This is a genomic window from Bradyrhizobium tunisiense (assembly GCF_042263385.1).
Taxonomy (GTDB): domain Bacteria; phylum Pseudomonadota; class Alphaproteobacteria; order Rhizobiales; family Xanthobacteraceae; genus Bradyrhizobium; species Bradyrhizobium tunisiense.
Window position 1 is genome coordinate 989,566 of record NZ_JBHLEV010000002.1, and the last position, 19,418, is coordinate 1,008,983.

21 protein-coding genes are annotated in these 19,418 nt (G+C 65.1%); all 21 read right to left on the reverse strand.

Annotation, left to right across the window (positions count from 1 at the left end):
• Positions 1 to 17 precede the first annotated feature (17 nt).
• Positions 18 to 605 (reverse strand): hypothetical protein, encoded by a 588-nt coding sequence (locus ACFDR6_RS12035; protein ID WP_375858392.1) that lies wholly within the window; start codon positions 603 to 605, stop codon positions 18 to 20.
• Between the two features lie 11 nt (positions 606 to 616).
• Complete coding sequence (locus ACFDR6_RS12040) at positions 617 to 2,947, reverse strand: hypothetical protein (protein ID WP_375858393.1); 2,331 nt, start codon at positions 2,945 to 2,947, stop codon at positions 617 to 619.
• On the reverse strand, positions 2,947 to 3,756 hold the full coding sequence (locus ACFDR6_RS12045; protein WP_375858394.1) for a hypothetical protein: 810 nt from the start codon (positions 3,754 to 3,756) through the stop codon (positions 2,947 to 2,949). The genes ACFDR6_RS12040 and ACFDR6_RS12045 overlap by 1 nt, the downstream gene beginning before the upstream one ends.
• Positions 3,756 to 5,747 carry a phage tail tape measure protein gene (locus ACFDR6_RS12050; RefSeq protein ID WP_375858395.1) on the reverse strand — a complete coding sequence of 664 codons (1,992 nt, stop codon included), beginning with the start codon at positions 5,745 to 5,747 and terminating at the stop codon, positions 3,756 to 3,758. Before ACFDR6_RS12050 ends, ACFDR6_RS12045 begins: the two co-directional genes overlap by 1 nt.
• Before the next feature lies 1 nt (position 5,748).
• Positions 5,749 to 6,150: an HAD family hydrolase gene (locus ACFDR6_RS12055; RefSeq protein ID WP_375858396.1), complete on the reverse strand. Its 402-nt coding sequence runs from the start codon at positions 6,148 to 6,150 to the stop codon at positions 5,749 to 5,751.
• Complete coding sequence (locus ACFDR6_RS12060) at positions 6,036 to 6,401, reverse strand: hypothetical protein (protein ID WP_375858397.1); 366 nt, start codon at positions 6,399 to 6,401, stop codon at positions 6,036 to 6,038. The genes ACFDR6_RS12055 and ACFDR6_RS12060 overlap by 115 nt, the downstream gene beginning before the upstream one ends.
• A gap of 14 nt (positions 6,402 to 6,415) precedes the next feature.
• Positions 6,416 to 7,087: a phage tail tube protein gene (locus tag ACFDR6_RS12065; RefSeq protein ID WP_375858399.1), complete on the reverse strand. Its 672-nt coding sequence runs from the start codon at positions 7,085 to 7,087 to the stop codon at positions 6,416 to 6,418.
• 40 nt (positions 7,088 to 7,127) lie between these two features.
• Positions 7,128 to 7,592, reverse strand: coding sequence for a hypothetical protein (locus ACFDR6_RS12070; RefSeq protein WP_375858400.1), 465 nt, complete (start codon positions 7,590 to 7,592; stop codon positions 7,128 to 7,130).
• Positions 7,592 to 8,359, reverse strand: a complete 768-nt coding sequence (locus tag ACFDR6_RS12075) for a hypothetical protein (RefSeq protein WP_375858401.1) — start codon at positions 8,357 to 8,359, stop codon at positions 7,592 to 7,594. Before ACFDR6_RS12075 ends, ACFDR6_RS12070 begins: the two co-directional genes overlap by 1 nt.
• Positions 8,359 to 8,685 carry a head-tail joining protein gene (locus ACFDR6_RS12080; protein ID WP_375858402.1) on the reverse strand — a complete coding sequence of 109 codons (327 nt, stop codon included), beginning with the start codon at positions 8,683 to 8,685 and terminating at the stop codon, positions 8,359 to 8,361. The genes ACFDR6_RS12075 and ACFDR6_RS12080 overlap by 1 nt, the downstream gene beginning before the upstream one ends.
• Positions 8,686 to 8,688: 3 nt before the next feature.
• Positions 8,689 to 9,240 (reverse strand): hypothetical protein, encoded by a 552-nt coding sequence (locus ACFDR6_RS12085; RefSeq protein WP_375858403.1) that lies wholly within the window; start codon positions 9,238 to 9,240, stop codon positions 8,689 to 8,691.
• Between the two features lie 116 nt (positions 9,241 to 9,356).
• Positions 9,357 to 10,316, reverse strand: a complete 960-nt coding sequence (locus ACFDR6_RS12090; RefSeq protein WP_375858404.1) for a Mu-like prophage major head subunit gpT family protein — start codon at positions 10,314 to 10,316, stop codon at positions 9,357 to 9,359.
• A 105-nt stretch (positions 10,317 to 10,421) separates the two neighbouring features.
• Positions 10,422 to 11,207, reverse strand: a complete 786-nt coding sequence (locus tag ACFDR6_RS12095; protein WP_375858406.1) for a hypothetical protein — start codon at positions 11,205 to 11,207, stop codon at positions 10,422 to 10,424.
• 86 nt (positions 11,208 to 11,293) lie between these two features.
• Positions 11,294 to 11,887 (reverse strand): hypothetical protein, encoded by a 594-nt coding sequence (locus ACFDR6_RS12100; protein WP_375858407.1) that lies wholly within the window; start codon positions 11,885 to 11,887, stop codon positions 11,294 to 11,296.
• 30 nt (positions 11,888 to 11,917) lie between these two features.
• Positions 11,918 to 12,841, reverse strand: coding sequence for a S49 family peptidase (locus ACFDR6_RS12105; protein WP_375858408.1), 924 nt, complete (start codon positions 12,839 to 12,841; stop codon positions 11,918 to 11,920).
• The gene (locus ACFDR6_RS12110) at positions 12,838 to 14,457 is read right to left on the reverse strand and encodes a phage portal protein (RefSeq protein WP_375858410.1); all 1,620 of its coding nucleotides are present in this window, start codon (positions 14,455 to 14,457) and stop codon (positions 12,838 to 12,840) included. The genes ACFDR6_RS12105 and ACFDR6_RS12110 overlap by 4 nt, the downstream gene beginning before the upstream one ends.
• Positions 14,458 to 14,459: 2 nt before the next feature.
• Positions 14,460 to 14,699, reverse strand: a complete 240-nt coding sequence (locus ACFDR6_RS12115) for a DUF6148 family protein (RefSeq protein ID WP_375858411.1) — start codon at positions 14,697 to 14,699, stop codon at positions 14,460 to 14,462.
• A gap of 2 nt (positions 14,700 to 14,701) precedes the next feature.
• Positions 14,702 to 16,681, reverse strand: coding sequence for a phage terminase large subunit family protein (locus ACFDR6_RS12120; protein ID WP_375858412.1), 1,980 nt, complete (start codon positions 16,679 to 16,681; stop codon positions 14,702 to 14,704).
• Positions 16,681 to 17,280 (reverse strand): DUF1441 family protein, encoded by a 600-nt coding sequence (locus ACFDR6_RS12125; RefSeq protein ID WP_375858414.1) that lies wholly within the window; start codon positions 17,278 to 17,280, stop codon positions 16,681 to 16,683. Before ACFDR6_RS12125 ends, ACFDR6_RS12120 begins: the two co-directional genes overlap by 1 nt.
• 308 nt (positions 17,281 to 17,588) lie before the next feature.
• Entirely contained in the window at positions 17,589 to 18,239 is a 651-nt protein-coding gene (gene nusG / locus ACFDR6_RS12130) for a transcription termination/antitermination protein NusG (RefSeq protein ID WP_375858415.1), read from the reverse strand.
• 2 nt (positions 18,240 to 18,241) lie between these two features.
• Positions 18,242 to 19,402 carry a helix-turn-helix domain-containing protein gene (locus tag ACFDR6_RS12135; protein ID WP_375858416.1) on the reverse strand — a complete coding sequence of 387 codons (1,161 nt, stop codon included), beginning with the start codon at positions 19,400 to 19,402 and terminating at the stop codon, positions 18,242 to 18,244.
• Positions 19,403 to 19,418 lie beyond the last annotated feature (16 nt).

Consider the following 19,418-nt stretch of genomic DNA (forward strand, 5'->3'; position numbering starts at 1 on the left):
TTAGAAGGTTAGAGAGATCAGACCCAGCCGCTGCCGTCGCTGAGGGCCCTCAACTGGAGCGACGCGCCGTTGCTGTCGATCACGGCAGCAGTTGCGCCCATGACCGTTTTCGCGGTCCCGTCCGATGTGATCCTGATGCGGTGCGTCGCCGAATCGTACTTGCGATCTACGATGCGAAACTTTTTCTTGATCGTCGTCTCGGGATTCGGCAGCAGCACGTCGGTATCTTCGCCCACGGTCTTTTTGATCAGGATTACGTCGTCGTCATCCTCCGCGATCACGACCGTCCCCGCCCCGGTCACCTCGCGCTCGGTCTCGACGACCTCGTCGATGCCCTGCATTAGACCGATACCGACATATCGATCGATGTGTTCGCTCAAGCTGGTGTAGGCCCGAATTTTGTAGTAGCCGCCGGCGACGTAAAAATAGACATATCCGTTGGCGTCGGCGTCGACCGGATTTCCCGCAGGAATCGTCCCGTCACGATCAGTATAAAGGACTGCCAAGGGCTGCCCGGACACTTCCGAACGCACCTCGACATGAGCGCCAGGAACGACGTTGCCCGCTCGGTCCTGGACCGTGAATTGATGCCGCGCCAAGGCCATGAAAGTCGTTCCTAGTTAATACGAGCGCCGCGGATATCGCCGGCGCCAAGAGTCAGCGTGACGTAGCTGTCGCCATCGATCGCTTTGCCGGCCGCGCCGCCAGCGCCTCCGCCGACGCCACCGCCACCGCCAGAGCCAGCAAGGGCGGGGCCGCCGCCATTACCGCCCGTTCCTCCCGAAAAAATGGGTGAGAGGCCGTTTCCACCACCGTTGCCATTCCCGCCGGCCGTCGACGTTCCCGCCGCGCCAGGGCCGCCGGCCGAGCCTCCAGAGCTGCCACCGGGGCCACCCGAGCCACCGCCACCGCCATTTGCGCCAGCGCCGCCGCCGCCGCCGCCGCCGCCGCCGCCGCCGCTGGGGTCGGCGCCGCCGCCGCCGCCGCCGCCGCCGCCGCCGCCGCCCCAGAGCCGCCCGCCGCTAGACATGTTGAGCGCGATGGCTTGGCGCGTGTAGAGCGCGAGCCCGCCCGCGGTCCCGGCGATACCCGGATCACCCGCAGCGCCTGCCGGGCCACCATTGCCGCCGGCCCCTTCGATAGTGCCGTCAAGAACGATATTGACGATAACGCCTGCCGGCCATGTTCCGACATCGAAAGCGGTTTGAGCGAAAGAAATAGATCCGATGGTCACTCCGGCATTCACCGTCGCCGTGACGGTGTCGCCAGACTGCGGCGTAGGATAGATCGAGTCGTGCGCCGTTCGGAGATTCACGTTGAACGTATTGGCGTCGAAGATGATCTGGCGATTGGTCAAATCAGTATCAGGCGCGATCCACAACATCTCCTCCGCCTCGACGGTGAACCTGTCAGGGCCCGGGTTGACGCGCGTCGTTTGGATAGGGATATCGCTCTGAGCGCCCGTTGCGTCCTGCACGCAAAAGGACTCCACCCGATAACCCTGCCCGAGGTCGACGTCAGTGTCGGAGTAGCGAGCGGTTGCGAACGTTACGCGACGCGGCGGATCTCGGAAGCGACCTATAAGGATCGCGCCGAGCCGATCCGCAACGGTTCGACCCGCCTCCGGAATCCACCGCGAATAGATCGTTTTGATAGCAGATGAACCATAGTCGGCCTCCGCTTCTTCATCGATGGTCAGAGATGTCGATCGATAATTGTCTAAGTTCGAAAGCGGTTTTGTCGGATCCTTCTGCCCGAAATAAACCTGAACGCGCGACAGCCTTTGATCTGGCTGCTCCTTGAGGGTGAGCGACTTTTCGAGCGTGTTGTCTGGCGTGAACGTGTCGGCGTCAGTGAGCACGCCATGCAGCACCTTAAGCCTGACTTGCTGCGAGATATTGTCGTCCCATATGGCGAGACCCGCTTGCTCAGCCAATTCAGACAGCAATGTCGCAACCGACGTTGGCTCGCAAATGTTCGCGGTGTAAACCGTGCCGAGATAGGCCGCTGTTTCTGCCTGCCAATCCGCCAACGTGATGTAACTAGCTGGTACGCCAGCGTAGTCCACCAAGAGACTATAAACGATATCGGCCACATCAGCGCCGGTGTACCTGCGAACCCGCTGAACACGATCTTGAGCCTTGTGGGTCGTCGCGGTGGTGCCGCCCTGCCCACGAACTACAGTCAGTGTATTTCCGGTTCGCGAGGTCAACTGCACGACTTCATTGCCGCCGATGCAGAGATAATCCGAGCCTCCAAGAGGATATTCGACGTCACCGATCCCGGCCGGCAGAATCGTGATTGAGGTTGCGCTTGCCGTGATGTCAGCCGATAGGAATCCGTTTGACAGGACCGGAGCCTGCGCCCGATCGCCGTCCGCGAACTTCAGAACGTCCTTTGCGATGATGGTATACTTGCCTTCCGGCGTCGGTCCATCGAAGCTATCGACGACGAAATACCGCGTCTCCATGTCGGCAAGATCGTCGCCGAGGAGCCCGGTGATCCACCGCAATCCCTGCCCGCGCACAAACGGCTGCCGCGCGCGGAACTTCCCCCAGAACGTACCTTTGCTATAGGGATCATAAGTGCGATCAGCGAGGTACTTATCGAACCCTTCTCCCGTGTCAGAATGAGGATGGTCCTTGAACGTGACGCTGAGCGTCGCTCGTGTCCCAAGGTTTTTGCCGAGCGAGATCGTTGCCGGCGTATAGGAGATGTCGAGGATCGAAGCCGCGACGATGTCAATGTCGGGCGGCAGGTACGATGCAGGCTTCGCAAAGCGCCAAGTGATGTCAGACGCAAGGAAGTTCGCCGTATCTTGACAGGTGTTTTTGCTATTGAAGCACTTGATGCTACCCGTCGTCGGTATAGACGCCGTGCACGGCGCAACGCCGTAAGTGCGCGTGCAGAACGGCACATCGATCTCGATGTAAGACAGCGATTTCATCAGGCGACGCCACTCACCTTGAGATCGAACGACAGCAGATGGCTGGTGGTGTCTGGCGTTGGCGCGGGGTCTTCCGTGAGCCAGCCATACCCCACCTCGCGGGGATAGGTTTCAGGGCGCCAGGCGAAGAAGAACGGCAGATCCCGGCCGTCCTTAAGGAACGGGCGCATATAGGTTCGGAACCAAGCCGGCGAGATCAGCGAAAGCGGCACGCTAGTCTCGCGCCATTCGCCCAAGATGATCCGGCCGAGGAAATTTCCGCTCTCGCTGCGACCGTTCGCAACGCTGACTTTGATGCCGTCAGGCATCGCCATATGACCGGCGTAGATCTTGCGCTCGACCACCAGCAGCTTCCCGACGTAGACGACTGCGGCGCGTGCGCTATCCGAGCCGGATTGCAGCCTGATCCTCACCTGCGACAGCGATTGCGCCTCGAAGCGGAACAGTGCCGGCCCGTCGTCAGGCAGCAACACATCCTCGACAATCTCCGTCCAGACGCCGCCGATGTAACCCTCGACCGAGACAGGGATCCCAGCGGACGAAAAATTATGGCGCGCGACAGCGACATAATCGATGTCGTCTACGTAGTTCGTCGTGATGGTCAGATACTGCTCGGTGTCGTCTTCGGCCCGCCATTCGAGATGCGTAGCAGGATTGGCAAGGTTCGATGCCGGATAGTTGGCGTCCTCAGTGTCGGCAACAATCGTTGTTGAAGTCACAAGGTTGTGCCAGCCGATCAGCGGATGGTCCAGCGAGAGACCATCAGCCACATCGGCGAGAACGACCGCGCTTGAGATTACGAGCGACATCAGGCCGACACCACATTCAAGCGGTATCCGTCGGAGAACATGCCATTGAGCCCTTCGATAAGCTCACGAAGGGCGTCACGCGTGGTCGCGATCGGCACAGCGAGATTGACCGGCTGAACGGCGCGACCACCGGTATCGCCGCGCCCCGGATTCCCGCCACGGTTCGGCGTGATATCGATCTGCTCGCCCGGCTCGACCATGGCCTGGAACAGCCTGCTGTCACCACCTCCAACGCCGCCAGGAACTGTCATCGACAGACCATCCTTGAATCCCGTCGGAATGGATTGACTCTTGATCGAGGCCACCAGCGAAGCGCCCTTCGCAAGCACGGCGGCAACGGCGGCAATATTGGCCGGGAACGGCAGCTCGAGCGCCTTGGCGGCGCCCGTAAACATCGAGATCGTACCCTGGATGACACCAAAGACCTTTGCCGCCGTAGCCATGGCAGAGCTCTCTTTCGAGAACGCCCCCGCGATCTGCGTAAAGCTTCCGGCCATCGACTCGCCGGCCTGCGCCCATGTCGTATTCGCGTTCTCCGCCACCCTTTGCATGGCGTCGCCGTAGGTTTCCGCGCTGATCTTGCCCGCATCGAACAGCGCCTGAATTTTCATCTGCTCCTGCTGGAACAGTTGCGCCGGCGCAAGATTGGCCTGCTGCAATTGAAGGCCCGCCAGCGTCAAGGCGTAGTCGGCCGTCTTCAGCTTCAGGAGATCGAGCTGCGCCTGCTGCGCGGCCGTGATTGTGGTGTTGTTGGCGGTCGCGATCGACAGCGCCTGCAGCTGGATCTTGGTCGCCTCCATGGCCCCCGGCAGCATTCCGAAGGTCTGGATCTGAGCGGACTGCGACTGCAGGGACTTGTTCTGAGAGTCGATAAAGCTATCAACCGCGTTCTTGCCGCCGATGGCCGCGAAGTTGAAATCCTTCTGAGCCTTCGACGCTTTGTCCGTCGATGCTGCCGCAGCATCGGCACCCGTCTGCTGACCTTTCCACAATCGGTCGATGATGCCGAAAGTCACGGTCGCGGTCTCGCCGACGCCGGTGACGCCGCCCTTGACCGCGTCGAACGCCTCAGCAAATTGGCCCTTCAACACGAGCGCCATCGCCGACGAGACGGTCGAGATGTAATCGGCGAGCGACTTGAACACGGCGCCAACGATGACGCCGCCGGTCACCAGCGCCTTCATCGCCGTGGCCACGCCGGTCAAGGCCACATCCAGGAAACCCGAGTTCTTGGCACTTTCGACCATCGCATTCGTGATCGCGACCAAGGACGGCAGCACTTGCGCGGTCGACTGCGCAATAAGGCCCTTCCAGACCGCGTGAAGCCGGGTCAGGTTGTCATTGAAATCTTCAGCAGCCTTGCCGGTCGCCCCATCGATGATCAGGCCGAACTTCGCGGCCTCGTCCGTCATCTCCTTGAGCCCGTCGCGGCCGCCATTGAGCAGCGGGATCAGGTCATTGCCGCTTTTGCCGAAAATCGCCATGGCAGCGGCGGTCTTGCCGGCGCCGTCCTTCAATCCTTGGAACCTGTCGGCCACGTCGCCGAGCACCTGATCGGAGGATTTTAGCTGACCGTTGGAATCGAGGACCGAGATGCCGAGCGCCCGAAAGGCGGTGGCAGCCTCCCCGGTCGGCTTCGCCGCGGCATCGACCAGGTTTTTCGACAGCTTCGCCGCCGACTTGCTCAAAGCCTCGAACGACACGTCCGCCAGCTCGCCCGCATAGGCCAAGGCCGACAGCTGCTCGATCGGTACACCGAGCTTGGCCGAGGCCTTGGACAGCTGGTCCATGTCGTCGATCGTGCTTTTCATGGCAACGCCGATTGCTACGCCGGCAGCGGCGACGGCCGCGGCCGCCGCAGCCATGCCGGCCGCGACCGTCGTTCCGAACGCTGCCAGCCCGCCCTGCGAGTCCTTGAGGCCCTTGTCGAGCCCGGTGGTATCAGCACCGAGGATTACCCTGAGTGCTCCGATGACGGAGGCGCTCGACATGCTAGTTTTTCCTCATGACCTTTGCCGCTTCAGCGATGGCGCCGAAAACGGCCCATTGCTGCTCGGCGGTTTGCCGCGGCCGCGATGCCTGGCCCTCGCGCGCCAGGAGTTTCTTCAAGTTTGGCCGCTTCTGCCGAGGCAGGAACGCGGTCTGCCAGGCGAGCACCATCCGCTCATTGTGCTCGCGGCGCCGGCGGATACCGGCCGCCTTGAACGTCAGGGCGAGCGTCCTCGGCGTTTGGTCCCAGAAGGACTCATGGGCATAACCGAGCGCCAGCCAGTCGATGATCAGGCGGTCCCAGTCCCACTCCTCTGGCGCCGCCTCGGCCGAGGGCCCGTAGCGCCGTTGGCAACCTCCGGCGGATTGGCAATCCCGAACGCCTTGAGCAGCAGCCTGGAGCACTCCTGCGACCCGATCTCGTCGAGCAGGTCGCCGACCTCCTCCTCGGTCAGCTTGTGATGCTGATAGAGACCGGCCCACATGATGATGATGGCGTCGCGCTCGCGCCACTCCTCCTCCGGGCGCTTCATCAGCGTCGCCCAAGATAACCCGGTCTTGCCTTCGACCAGCGCCCTGGCATTGGTACCAAGGCGCATGGTGAAGGTCCTCCCGAGCGCCTCGAACGACACCTCGCCCTTTTGCGGATTTGCCATTTCCCTTGGCCCCTTTAGGCGGCCGTCACGGCGGCGCTGGTCGCGGTCGCGCTGCCGGCGGAGTTGAGGCCAGTCACCGCGACCGTGATGGCGTCGCCGCTGTCGCCCGCCTGGATGACGTAGGTCTTGCTGGTAGCGCCGTTGATGGTCACGCCGGCGTTCTTCCACTGGTAGGTAAACGACGTCGGCTCGTCATCCCATACGCCTTCATAGGCGGTCAGGGTGGCGCCCAGAGTCAGCGCACCGGAAATCGCAGGCAGTACTGCGTTGGTCGGCGCGGTGGCCGCGGTGCGCACCGGCGCTCCCGTGACCTTCCAGGTCACCGACATCACCATCTTGTCGTCGATCGGGGTGTCCGGCTCCATGCCAGTGATGAAGGCGTTATAATCGACATAGGCACCGCTCGGAAACACGTTGCGGCATTCCTGCGTGGTGCGCAGCATCGCATAGAGCTGCTCCTCGGCCATTCCGGTCGGCACATAGTGGATGTCGGCCGAGACCTCGCCGGCGTCGGCAAGACCAGGAATGAACTCGCGCGTGCCATCCGGGCTCTGCTCGTGGCTCGCATCGATCGAGTCGACCGACATGCCCGGCGGGGTCACGTTGGCCTGCTCGCCGATCGTCGTATAGACGCCCGCAATCTTCACCTTGAACAGCGAGCCGTAGCCAATGCCTGCAACCGTCATGTCAGTCTCTCCTTCGGGTTTTCTCTGAAAACGAATTCAATCAGGCGACCGCGGTCGGCGCGCCCTCAACGGTGCGATAGGTCACCAGGTACTCGACACGAACACCGCCGATGTGACGCTCGCCTTCGGCTTCCGCCACGATCTCGGTTGCCGTGAGCTGGACGTTCTGCGCCAGCCCGCCGAAAAACACGGCCGTGCCGTAGTTGATCATGGCCGCGACGCCGGCCTCGATCTCCGCGGCGACCTGGTCGAGCAGGTCATCCGGAGCAGCCGCCGTCGACACACGACCCTCGACATGCAGCGTGCAGCGCCGCTCGATCTTCGGCGGGCGGCCGAGCACGGCGCGCTGTGCCGTCTCCGCGCGGGTGTAGACCAGCAGCGTCGGCTCGTGGCCTGCCGGCAGCCGCCGGGTCCGCCCGGCATAGACTCTGTCCGCCGTCGCCGGCAGGCCGGTCAGCCCGGTCACGACGGCGTCGCGGATCTGCTTTCGCACGTGGTCCGGCATCACGCCGCCCTCTTCAGTTTGGAGCCGACAAAACGGTCCCAGCCCTCGCGCGCCCGCGGCACCAGCTTCTGCTGGAACACCACCTGCGCGCGCTCATAGAACGGGAAGCGCTTCTGGTAGCGCGGCGGCTTCACGAACAGCATGACCGGCACCATTTCGCGCAGGTCCGCGCGGTAGTAGATGCCCGGCGCCACGTTGCGATCGGCCGGCCCGCCCGCGCCAGGCCGCAGCACGAAGTAACGACCGGCCTTTTTGCGCTTGGCTTTCGAGCGCCGGCTATTCGTCGCGTTGGCCTGGTAGCCGGAGGACTGCTCGGCGGCCCCGAGCTGCGACAAGATCCGCGTGATGGTGCCGCCCGAAATGCTTCCGAACGCATCGAGCGCGGCACCCTTGCCCGGAACGGCGTATTCGCCCTGCTGCATCAGGCCGGAACGGATCAACGCCCGCTCGAACGATTTATGGACGCGTGCGCCACCCTCGACCTGCGGGCCGAGATAGCGCCAGGCCGGCACAGAGCCGAAACCATCCTTGAAATAGACCTCCGCGACCAGGTCGGTTTTTGTCGCCGGCTTCACATAAAGCGCGTTGAGCGTGAAACGGGTCGGGCGATCGAACACCGATTTCATGGTGTCGACCTCCTCGGCCTTGATGTCCTGCGCGGTCTTGGTCAGCGCATAGGCCGTGACGATCGGCGCATCACGCTCGGCGAGATTGCGCAGCGCCTTGATCACGTCCGACGTGTCGACCCTATAGCGGACAGCGACCATCAGGCGAGCGCCCCCAGCCGCAGCAACGCCATGCCCTGTCCGTCCGGCTCGATCGAGACGACCTCGAAGGCGCCCTCGCCGGTCACGGTCAGCTGATCACCGGCATCGCCATCGGCGCCAGCAGGCAGATCCGCCGCACGGCAGCAGAATGTCGGGCGCGCGTCGAGCGACGCGACCTGGTTGAGATCGGTCGAGATCGACGGGCGGTCGAAGATCCCCGCGATCGTGGTCGAGCCGCCGCCAGCCGCGGGCGCGTAGGTGCCCTCGGCGCCGAATTCTTCGACGCTGAGAAAGACCAGGCGGTCGGCGGCGGTCTCGATCGGCATCGGTCAGACCTTGGCAGCCTCGGCGGCGGCCTTGGCCGCATCCGCGAATTCCTTGCGGCGCACCGCGACGTAGTCACCGACCTTCGGATAATCCTTCTTGATGGCTTCGGTCGTCGACCACTCCTCGGCCCATGCCGACTCCCGGGCTGCGGTCTCGATCTGCTCCTGCTCGGCAAGCCGCGCGGCCGCATCCCGCTCGGCCTTGCGGGCCGCGTCTTCCTCGGCGCGCTCGGCCATGGCGTTGTGCATCTTCACCGCATCCAGGAACGACAGCACCGGGTCATCGCGGTCGCGCTTGCCCCTACCTGCCGGCGGCTCGATCGCCTCGACCAGGCCGAGCTGGCCCTTCGGCGGCTCGGTGAGGCCGATCAGCTCGCCGGCCTTGAAGGCCTGCGTCTCCTTGGCGCGGGCGAGACCAAAGCCCTCGCTGACGCGGCCGCCGCCGGGCAGCGGCTCGAGCTTGTGCGCGCGCTCGATGGCCTGCGCCGAGCTGAGCAGCAGCAGCGCTCCGGCGCCGACATTGAAACCACGACCGATGACGCGGAAAGCCTGCATGGAATGTCTCCTTTGATGGATGGGAACGAACGTCAGGGTTGTCGGCGAGCGCGACGCGCGCGATCGGCGACAACCCTCCCCGGACAGTCCGGGGAGGAGCCGTCAGTCGGATCAAATCAGATAAGCGTGACCTGGACGGCGCGCTGCCAATAGCCGTAACCGACGCCGCGCCAGGCATCGATGCCCATCTGCCAGGCGTCGTTGTCGAACTCGAACTCGGACCCTTCGGCCTTCATCTTCATCTCGACCTCCTGCTCCGACTGGCGGATCAGCGCCTTGATCGGGGAGTCGGTCCGGAAGATGACGAACTTGTCGGTCCAGCCCGCCGAGGTCAGGCGAACGTTCATCACCACCTCGATCTTGAAGTTACGCAGAAGGTTCGGGTTGAGGTTCTGCTGCATCATCGCCGGCACGAGCTGCGACACGGCGCCGAGCGCGGCCTTCATCAGCCCGATCGGCACCATCACCAGGAACGCCGAGGCGTTCTCGTTCATGGGCTCGCCCTTGTCATCCTTCAGCTTGAGGATGGCGACGATGCCGGCGATGATCGCCTGCTGCATTTCCTCGACGCTGGGATCGGTCACGCTGCCATGCAGCGTGGCCGGGAACGTCGAGATGTCCGCGTCGATCTTGTTCGACTGCGCACCGGAGTCGCCGCTGACATGATCGGTGTCGAAGAAATACTGGCCGTCATAGCAGAGCGAGGTCGCGCCGTTGACGATCAGCGTCGAGGTCAGCGAGGCCCAATGCGTCTGGCTGCGATCGGCGAACTCGTCGACGCGGGCGCGGATCTGCCCGGTCTTGTCGCGACGCGCATCCTTCTTCTGGATCTCGAGCGTCGCCTCATAGTGCTTGTTGATGATGGTGAGGCCCTCACCGCTGAAACCCTTGGCCTGGCGGCCGCCGATCCATTCGCGCATCATCGGCGTCTGGCCGAGGAAGTTATAGGTCTCCGAGGCCTGGTCGGAGCCGAAGAAGTTGGCGACGCCGTCGAGCCAGTTGGTGCCGGGGTCGGTTTCGAGCCGCGCGAAATACATGCCCCGGATGGCACGGCTGGACAGAAGCTGCTGGTCCATTTGCGATAGTTCCCTATTTGCTGGAAAAGGTGATGCCCGCGCCGAGCGGCCGGGAAAGAGAGCGCGCGGCGGTGAACGACCGCCGCGCAGTGTGATGGCGAGCTTTTACGCCTCGCGAGCCCAGATGCCGCGCAGCTCCGTGACCATGTAGCCGTCGGCATCGCCGCCGATCAGCTTGACGTAGTCGCCGCGGCGCTGCGTCGCCTTGGTCAGGATGAGGTCCTTGTTATCGGCACCGGTGACGTCGGGCCCCAGGATCATGTCGGCCGCATTCGGATCAAGCATCACCTTGGTGGTGCCGAACGCACCGATCGCGAGCACCGCCAACGTCAGGCCCGCCGCGGTCGCGGGCAGCGTGAGCGCCGCATTGTCGGCGCCGGCGTCGACCACGAACAGCTTGCCGTTGTCCTCGGCATCGAACGTCTTGATGGCCGAGAGCGCCTCGCGGACGCTGTAGCCGCCCCAGGGATCGCGCAGCGCATCGACATCGAACCGCACCACGACGATGCCGGCGGACACGAAACGATGCACGAAGCCGATGAAGCTGCCGCCGACCGGGCTGAAGCTGAAGGTGTCATCGTCGGAGGCGTAGACCGGCTGGCCCTTATCGGTGATGACCGCGCCAGTCACCGCCAGCTCGACCTTGCCGGAAGTGCGCAGGTCGACGCCGATCGCTGCCGCAGCGCCGGAGGCGTTGTCGGCCTTGGCGTTGGCGAAACCGGCGAAGCGGTCGCCCGCGACCAGCGGACGGCCATGGCCGGACGCATCGACGACGCCAACCGCGGCGCCCTCGTAGATGATATCGGCGGCGATCACAGGAAGGCCGCTTTCCTCGATCACGTCCTTGCCGCCCTCATACGCGCGCGGCTTGTTAGCTGCCAAAGTCGTCATTGGCTGTAGTCCTTCAATTTAGGATTTGTGGAAGGAACGCCGGCGCTGAATGCGGTGCGGCGCAGAACGTCGAACGCGGACGGCGATCAGCTCGCCGCCCGGGACCCCAACACGCGCACCTTTCCCGACGCCTCGGCCCGCTTCAGCGAGACGTAATCGTCAGCGGAGGCGAACTCGGCCTGCAGCTGCGGCGAGGCCGCGTATTCGGCCTTCCAGCCCTCGGGCGTGGTGGCCTTCTCCGCAGCGGAAGCCGACGCCGCACCCGCCGGATGCGACTGCGGCGCAGCCTTGACGCCGCCGGTGACCTTCTCGACATCGACGATGGCCTGCGCCTGCTGGCCGCGCGCGGCCTTCTCGGCGGCCAGGATGCGGCCGGCAGCCATGTCGGGCGTCACGGCGCCGTCGGCTTTCATCGCGGCCACCAGAGCCTCATGACCGGCCATGGCGTGCGCCTCGATGCCGAGGATGCGGGCGCGCTCGGCGGTGGCGCCTTCGAGGCGGATCGCGGCGCAGAGATCCGGGAAGGCTGCGGCGAGCTCCGCCGCGGTGGTGACGGCGCCGGGCGCAGCGGCAACGGTCGAGGTGGTCGCGGCCGCCGCCGGAGCGGCGGGCGGCGGCTGCAGTGCGGTGGAAGCCGCAGCCGCAGCGAGATGCACGGCCGCCAATCCAGAGGTATTCATGGTCTTCTCCTTGTGATGGCCTGTAGCGGCCTAGTTGACGCTCTTGACGAACTCGGAAAACGCGACTTGCGGATCGATGATGCCGTCGACCAGGCCGGCCGAGACAGCGTCCTCGCCGTGATAGGTCCGCGCCTCGGTCGCGAGCACCTTGTCGACCGGCAGGCGCGAGCCGCGGCCGGATGCGACCGCGGCGGCAAACTGGTCGCGGCGCATGTCGACGCGCGCCTGTAGTTCGGTGCGCATGCCATCGGGCAGCGGTTGCGTTGGGTTGCCGTCCGCCTTGTGCTTGCCCGACGAGATCAGCGTGATCTTGACGCCGTCCTGCTCAAGCTTTTTCGACATGTCGGCATGCATGGTGATGACGCCGATCGAGCCGGCGGCGCCAGTGTTCGGCATGACGATCTGGCGCGCCTGAGAGGCCAGCAGATAACCAGCCGACAGCGCGAAGTCGGTCAGGATCGCGATGGTCGGTTTTTGCGCCGACAGCTTGCCGATCATGGCAGCGGTCTCGAATGCGCCGTTGACCTCGCCGCCGAAGGAGTCGACCTCGAACACCACACCCTTGATGGCAGGGTCGCGGCCGGCGCGCGCGATCTGCGCCTGCAATCCCTCATAGGAGGTTTCGCCGGACGATTGCCCGATGAACTTACCCTTGTGCACCAGTGTGCCCTCGACGCCGATGACGCCGACATTGCCGACACGCTGCACCAGGCGGTCGCCGGCGTTGGCGCGCTCGAACGCCGCGCCGATGGGGTCGCCGAGCTTGCCCATCGCCTCCGACGGACGGCCGCGCTCGAACGCGACATGATTGACCGCGGCAATGCCGGGCAGCGACACGCCGCCCTCGACGATACGGGCGCCGAGGCCAATCAGAAAAGCCTGCAGCTTGCCCGGATCGACCAGCAGTTCGGCGCCGAACAGGCGGCTCGCAATATGCGGCATCAACAGCGTCATTTGGCGGCCCTTTTCGGTTGGGATTGCTCCGGCTCGTCGCCGTCCTCAGGCTCGGCGTCGGGCCCATCCTGCTGCGGCGGCGCGTTTGGATCGGCGGCCGGCGGCGGCGCAACCACGCCGCTGTCCTTGCGCATGGCGACTTCCTTCGCGCGCTGTGCGTTCTTTTTCTCGAACTCGCCGCCGGTGCGCTCCATGCAGACCTGCTCGATGGTCTTGAAGCCCTGCGCGACGTCCTGTGTGTCGGCGTCCGATTCCTGTTTCGGATTGAGGCTGGCGCGCTGCGGGCCGATCCACTCGGCGCCGCAATAGGCCTTGCGCAGCAGCGGGTCGGCAAAGAAGCCGGGACGATTAAGCCGGCCGGTGGCGACCGCCTCCTCCATCATCCATTCGTAAGCGGGCTGCACCAGGCGCGCGGCCAGCCAGGTGCGGCGCCGGCGGAAATACTGCCAGGCCATTTCGAGCGCGGCGCGCGAGGCGGAATAGGACGCGGTGAAGTGCTTGATCAGCAGCTCGAACGGGATCTCGAGCGCGACGCCGATCTGCCGGCAGAACGACATCACGAACGGGTCGAAGTTGGAATTCGGCCGCTGCGGGTTGAAGGCGTTGAGCTTCTCCCCCTCAGCCAGGCTGACGACAGCGGCGCCGCCGAGCTTGACCTCGTTGGCATTAAGGCTCGCGTCGGTTTCGCCGATGGGCGGCACGGACCCGTCGTCGGCCGGCGCCTCGATCACGAACGCGGTCATGGCGGTCGCGACCGCGGCGTCGACCTCGGCGTCGGAATAGGTGGTGAGCTGCTTCAGGAACTCGATCACCGGCGCCAGATACGGCACGCCGCGGGTCTGTTCCGGGCGCAGGCGGTCGTAAAGATGCAGAACGGCCAGCAGACCGGTATCGGTGCGCGCATGGACTCGCTCCCATTCGAGGCCGGCGACGCGCAGACCGCCGGGGTGTTTGTTGGTGACATGGTAAGCGACGTGCACACCATCCCGGTTGACCTCGACGCCACCGGCGATGGTGTCGGTATCCGCCGCGCGGTTCGGATTGCAGACGCGGTCGGCCTCGATCATCTGCAGCTTGGTGCCGTAGGCATCGCCCGGGTCCTTGCGGTAGCGCCGCAGCACGAACAGGTCACCCGACTCGAGCGTGCTGCGATAGGACGTCGCCTCGATCTCCTCCATGCATTGCACGCGTGTGAAGTCGCAGGACGCGCAGAACAATTCCCACTCACGCTCCTGCTCGCGCTCCATCGCGTCGGCCTGCTCCGGTGTGATGCCGAGCGCCTCGTGGTCGACATTCGCCTGCAGCTTGAGGCCGTCGCCGACGACGTTGGTCACATTCGTCGCGATGGCGCCCGTCGCGATCGGCGCGTTACGCGCGAGATCGCGCGAGCGGCCGCGCAGATCCGGCAGGTCGAGCAGCGTGTCGGCATCGGCCGAACCATCCTTCGGACGCCACCGTTTGGTCGGCCGCCGCTCGCGCGCGCCGCCGTTGTAGCCGCCGGCGCCGGTCGCCTCGGCGAGCTCGGTCCGCGCTTGCGCGCGCGCAAGGCCGCGCTCGGGACTGAATGCGGCGACGACGCGGTCGAGGAACGTCTGCTGCATGGGCTGCTTTGCCATGGTCACTCCGGCACGATGTAGCGGGTGCGGCGGCGACCGCCGGCCGCGGGCGGTGTGAGCGCGCTGACCTTCTGCTGCCAGAACGCGATCTGCTGCCGGATCTCGGCCGCATCGGCCCGCTGCAGCTTGCGGCGGCCGTTGCCGGTCTCGATCTCGTAGCTCTGGCTGCCGGCGACGGCGAGCGAGGCCGCAAGCCAGATGTCTAGCTGGGCCTGTGCCTGCTCGAGCGTGATGCCTGCCATGGCTAGAAAACCCCTCGGCTGTGAATCGTCATGCCGCGCTTTTTCGGCTTGCGCGTCAGCAGCGGACGCACCGGCGCGGGCTCGGCCGCAGCGATCTTGACGGCGTCGGGCGCGAGCAGATCCGGCTGCTGCAGGACCTGCGGCACGCCACGCTCTTTCGCGATGGCGGCCCATTGGTCGGCGGTGAGCCGCGACAGGCCGAGATATTCCGCCATCGCCATCGCGTAGATCCGGCAATCGAGCAGATGGTTCGGGCCGGTTTCCTGCCACTCCTTGACGGTGCGGCCGCGGCGAACGAAGGTCTTCAGATATTCGGCGGTCTGCTGCTTGAAGTAGCGCTCGTCGCAGCCTTCGTGATGATGGCAGTAGCCGTCCGGATCTTGCTCCGCGCCGGCGCGGCGGCCATCCTTGACCAGGTTGGAGTAGAACGTTGCCTTGAGCGGCCAGGTGCCGACCGGCCAGAGCGTGGCGCCCTTCCTGATTTTCTTGCCGGACAGCTTGATGTCGACCTGGATCGGCGTACCGATCGCCGGCGCCGTCCAGCCCGGCACGCCCTTGATGGCAAAAGCACGGGCGCGACCGCGGCAGAACCGAAAAACCTGGTTGGCGCGGCCACCGTCACCCGCGTCAATCGCCACGCAGTCGGCGAGTCGCGTGCCCCCGAACGCGTCGGGGAAAGTCTGGTCGTACACCTTCGCCAGCTTGGCGAACGCGCCACTGCGATGGTCGGTGGTGTCCCCCTCCAGAAACTCGTGAAAGACGCTCCAGGACTCGCTGTTCGAGGCGAAGGCAACGCCCTCGACCCAGATCCCGGTGTGCTGCACGTCGGCGCCCACCACGAACAGCAGCCCGCGCGGCGGAATGTGGCCCTGCTTGTAGTCCTCTCGGCGCGCGAGCAGCATGTCGAATTCCGGCGCGTCGCCCTTCAACTCGAACGGTAATCCGAGCGTCAGATTCCAGAACGCCTTGAGCTTGATCGGATTGTCGCCGGCCTCGACGTACTCCTTGGCGATTTCGTCCCACGGCACGAAGGGCGAGGACAGCGCGTCGAAGTGGTAGCTCTTGAACTTGCCGGCGCCAGGCGCGGTCGGGACCCAGCGGCCCGTCGCATAGACCGCGAATTTCTGCCAGCCCTCGATCACAGCGCCGCAGCACGGCGGAACGTAGCGCGCGCGATACGGCGGCTCCTTCTCGAACTCGAAGCGCCGCGCCTTTTCGGACCACTCGAACCGCAGGTTGTCGTCGCCGCAGTGCGGGCAGACCATGGTCCAGCGACGCTGATCGCCGGCCTCGAACTTGGACTCGATCGACGACGCGCCCTTGATGGTCGGCGTCGAGAAATAGGCGCGCTTCCACGTGCCGGAGCGCAGGAACGAAATCTGGCGTGCCCGGATCATGTCGAGCGGATCGCCCTGGTCGTTCAGATCGGCGGGATATTCGTCGATCTCGTCGCACAGCGCTTTCTTGATGGTCTTGGAGCGCAGATCCGCGGTCGACGACGCGAGCGAGAGGAACAGCGAGCAGTCGGGCGAGAATTTTTTCTCGTAAGTTTTCGAGGCGTTGCCGGCGCGCGCGGTCTGCGGAAAGACCTTCTTGCGCATGATCGGCGACAATTCGAGCGCGCGGCCGAGCTTCTGCGAGTTGAAATCGCCGAGCGCCGAGTCGGTCGGCTGCACGATCATCATGTCGCAGGGATCGCGGTCGATCGAATGGCAGGCCGCGATCTGCAGCAGCGTGGTGAACGCCGATTGCGCCGACTTCATCACCGCGATTTCGTTGTCGGGCGCGTCCGGGCCCAGCGCGTCGAGCGGCTCGATCAGATGCGGCGTGCGCGACAGGTCGATCAGCTGGCTCTTGCGCTCGCCGTCCGGCAGATAGAAATGCTGGTTAGCCCACGCCGACGGCGTGAGCGGCGCCGGCGGCGAAAACACGGCCGCGAAGATGCCGGCAATGATCGGGAGCGAGGCGCGCATCGACACCATCACGAATGATCCCCCGCGTCACGATCGTCCTCGGCGGGCAGCACGCGCATGTTTTGCTCGAGCGACAGCCGGACCTTGCGGACGAGGTCTTTCAACGCCTGGCGCAGCTCCGGCGCGCCGCCCTTGGACGCCGCACCGAACAGCTCGTCGCAATGGTCGGGGATCTGCTCGATCTCGCGGACGATGACGGCCGCGCAGCGTTCCATGCTGCGGGTGACATCCTCGATCGAGAGCAGCTTGCCGAGCCGCTCCTCGAGGTCCAGCCGCTTCAGCTCGGCTTCATAGCCGGCGCGATCGGCCTGCGCCTTGGAGAACGTGCCGTCCCGCGCCGGCGCCGGCGCCTCATCGGCGGCCTTGGTGTCGGCGCCCTGCTGGCGCGACAGGTCCGTCGTCTCGCCGACCAGGCGATCGTACTCGGCTAGGTTGACCAGCTTGGACTTGCCCTTGCCGGGCCGCGTCGACAGCCCGTGCTCGGCGACCAGCTTGTTCACGCGCTCCGAAATCGTCTGCTTCGTGACGCTCTTGCGCGCAGCAATGTCCGAGATGGTGAGCCAAAGCCCATCACCGGCGGCGGCCGAGCTGGCCGCGTTATCGAACATGTCAGGTCCCATCACACCTATGTCAGGTGAGTCAGGTCAGCCCGAACATGCTCCGGCTACCGAAACGTCGCGGTGCGAATTACCCGCGGTGGGGTTGGATCGCCAGAGGGACCCGCGAGGCCAAACGAAAAAGCCCGCGCCGGTTCGGTCCGGACGCGGGCTAAGTCATAGGGAGGAAACGCCCAAGGAGGGCAACGGCGAGCGTAGATCCGACCGCCGTACATCCTAGACACACGAAAGCCCGGCACGATGGCCGGGCTCGGTTTCATGTGAAACGAATTTCCGAATGCTTCGCACACTGACCTGAGTCAGCGGCGCTCGGAGCGTTTCGGCTTCCGACGGCCCGCCGTGCTACAGGACTGACCTGCAGGGACCGGCTCGACCTGCGCCTCGGACAGTTGCACCGAGGCGCCGCGCATGGCGTCGACAAAGACAGTGAGTCGGCTATGGGAGTCAAGACGCCTAACCTGCGCCACGAAGCCGGCGAGCGGCCCGTCGACAATCTGGACCATCTGCTGCAATTCATAGTCGCGCATTCCGAACGGTGCGTTCTCGGCCGCCATAAGGCGTCGCACAATAGCCATATCCGCAGGCCTGAGCGAGGCGAAACGAGGCCCATCGTCCTCGATGACCGTCAGCCAATCGCCGACGTCGTCGATTCGCTTGATTGCTGGATTGTGCACGTCGAACTCCGGAACGAACACCAAGCCGGCAAGAAACGGACGCTCAACGCGCTTTCCGAGATGCGGCTTGCGACTCTCGATCTTCGTCCGTCGATCTACATAGCGCACGATGGTCGGCGAATAGGCACAGATGCCACGCTCGAGCAGCCGGCGAACGACGCGCGCATCGCGGCCGGGCGTAACGCTCAGCATACACCAGCGCTGCGGTGCGACGGGCACGGCGACCGGCTCGTCGGCCGGTACGTAGCCGACAAACTGCCCAATCTCGTAGTGCATGTTCATTCGTCTCCCCCTGCCTGTGATGCTTGCGCCGCGGCCGATTCCGGCCAGCCACCGTCCTTGCGCGGCGGCCATGGGCCGGGCGCGTAGAAGCCCATTTCATCGCCGCGCTTTTCGAGCAGCTCGGGCCTGCCGCCGCGCACGTGCGATGCGAGGAATGCGCGCCATGCGGCGATCTGCTGGCGGTCGGTGATCCACTGCCAAGCCGCCTTGTCGGCAACGCCGGCGAAGGCGAGGATCTGCGGGCTGACGCCGCCGGGATAGACCACGCGGCCATTGCTGACGAAGGGCCGCGTCCTGGCGACCGCGTAGAGCACGGCGATGGCCCGACCGGCCTCGGAGGCCTCGTCGATCGGTGATGCGGATGGTCCGCCCTCGGCAGCGCCTTCGCCAGCCCGGAGCAAGGTCCATCGTCGTTCCTCGATGTAGCGCCAACCCGCCGGAACGGTCTTCCGGCCCTGGCGCTTCAGCTCGTCGAGAAACGGGGCAATGCCGTCGAGCGCCGCCCTTTCCTCGTCGGGCGTCAGAGCGTCGGCGGCGTAGTCAGTGCGCTGGCGATCGTCGACAGCTGCGGTCGGCCATCGCTTGCGGAATTCAGCCTTGAAGCGTTCCTTGCGATCACGCGCCCGCGCGCCCGCGTCTCTCTCATTCGTTTTAAGGGGTCGTTCTAAGGGGTCGTTCTTGGTGCCCGCGTATGTGTGGGCACCCGTGCCCGTGCTAGGATGGGCACCCGTGCCCATGGACGGGCACCCCTGCCCACCAGCGGGCACCCCCTCCCCGATTTCCGGCACTTCCGCGATTTCCGCATGGCTCGCGTCGTCGGCATCATCGGGGTCGCTCGCGAGGCCTTTCAGGTCGACATCGTCCCGGTCGAGCCTCACGCGATACGCATAGCTCGACGACGGCGCCGAATCTTCCGGCCGCCAGACATCGCGCCGCCGCTTCTCCACCCAGCCAGCGTCATAGAGCCGATCGAGCGAGCGCTGCAGCGTGGCGCGGCCGCATCCCAGCTCGCCAGCCATACGGACCTGGCTGCGCGTGCACCAGCCGGCGCGATCAATGTGACGGCCGAGCAGACACAGCGTTTGCAGGTCGCGCGGTTCGAGCGAGCGATCAGTCACCGCCCCCGCGGGAATGATCGACAGACGAGGATTGGACACGTGATGCCTTGAGATT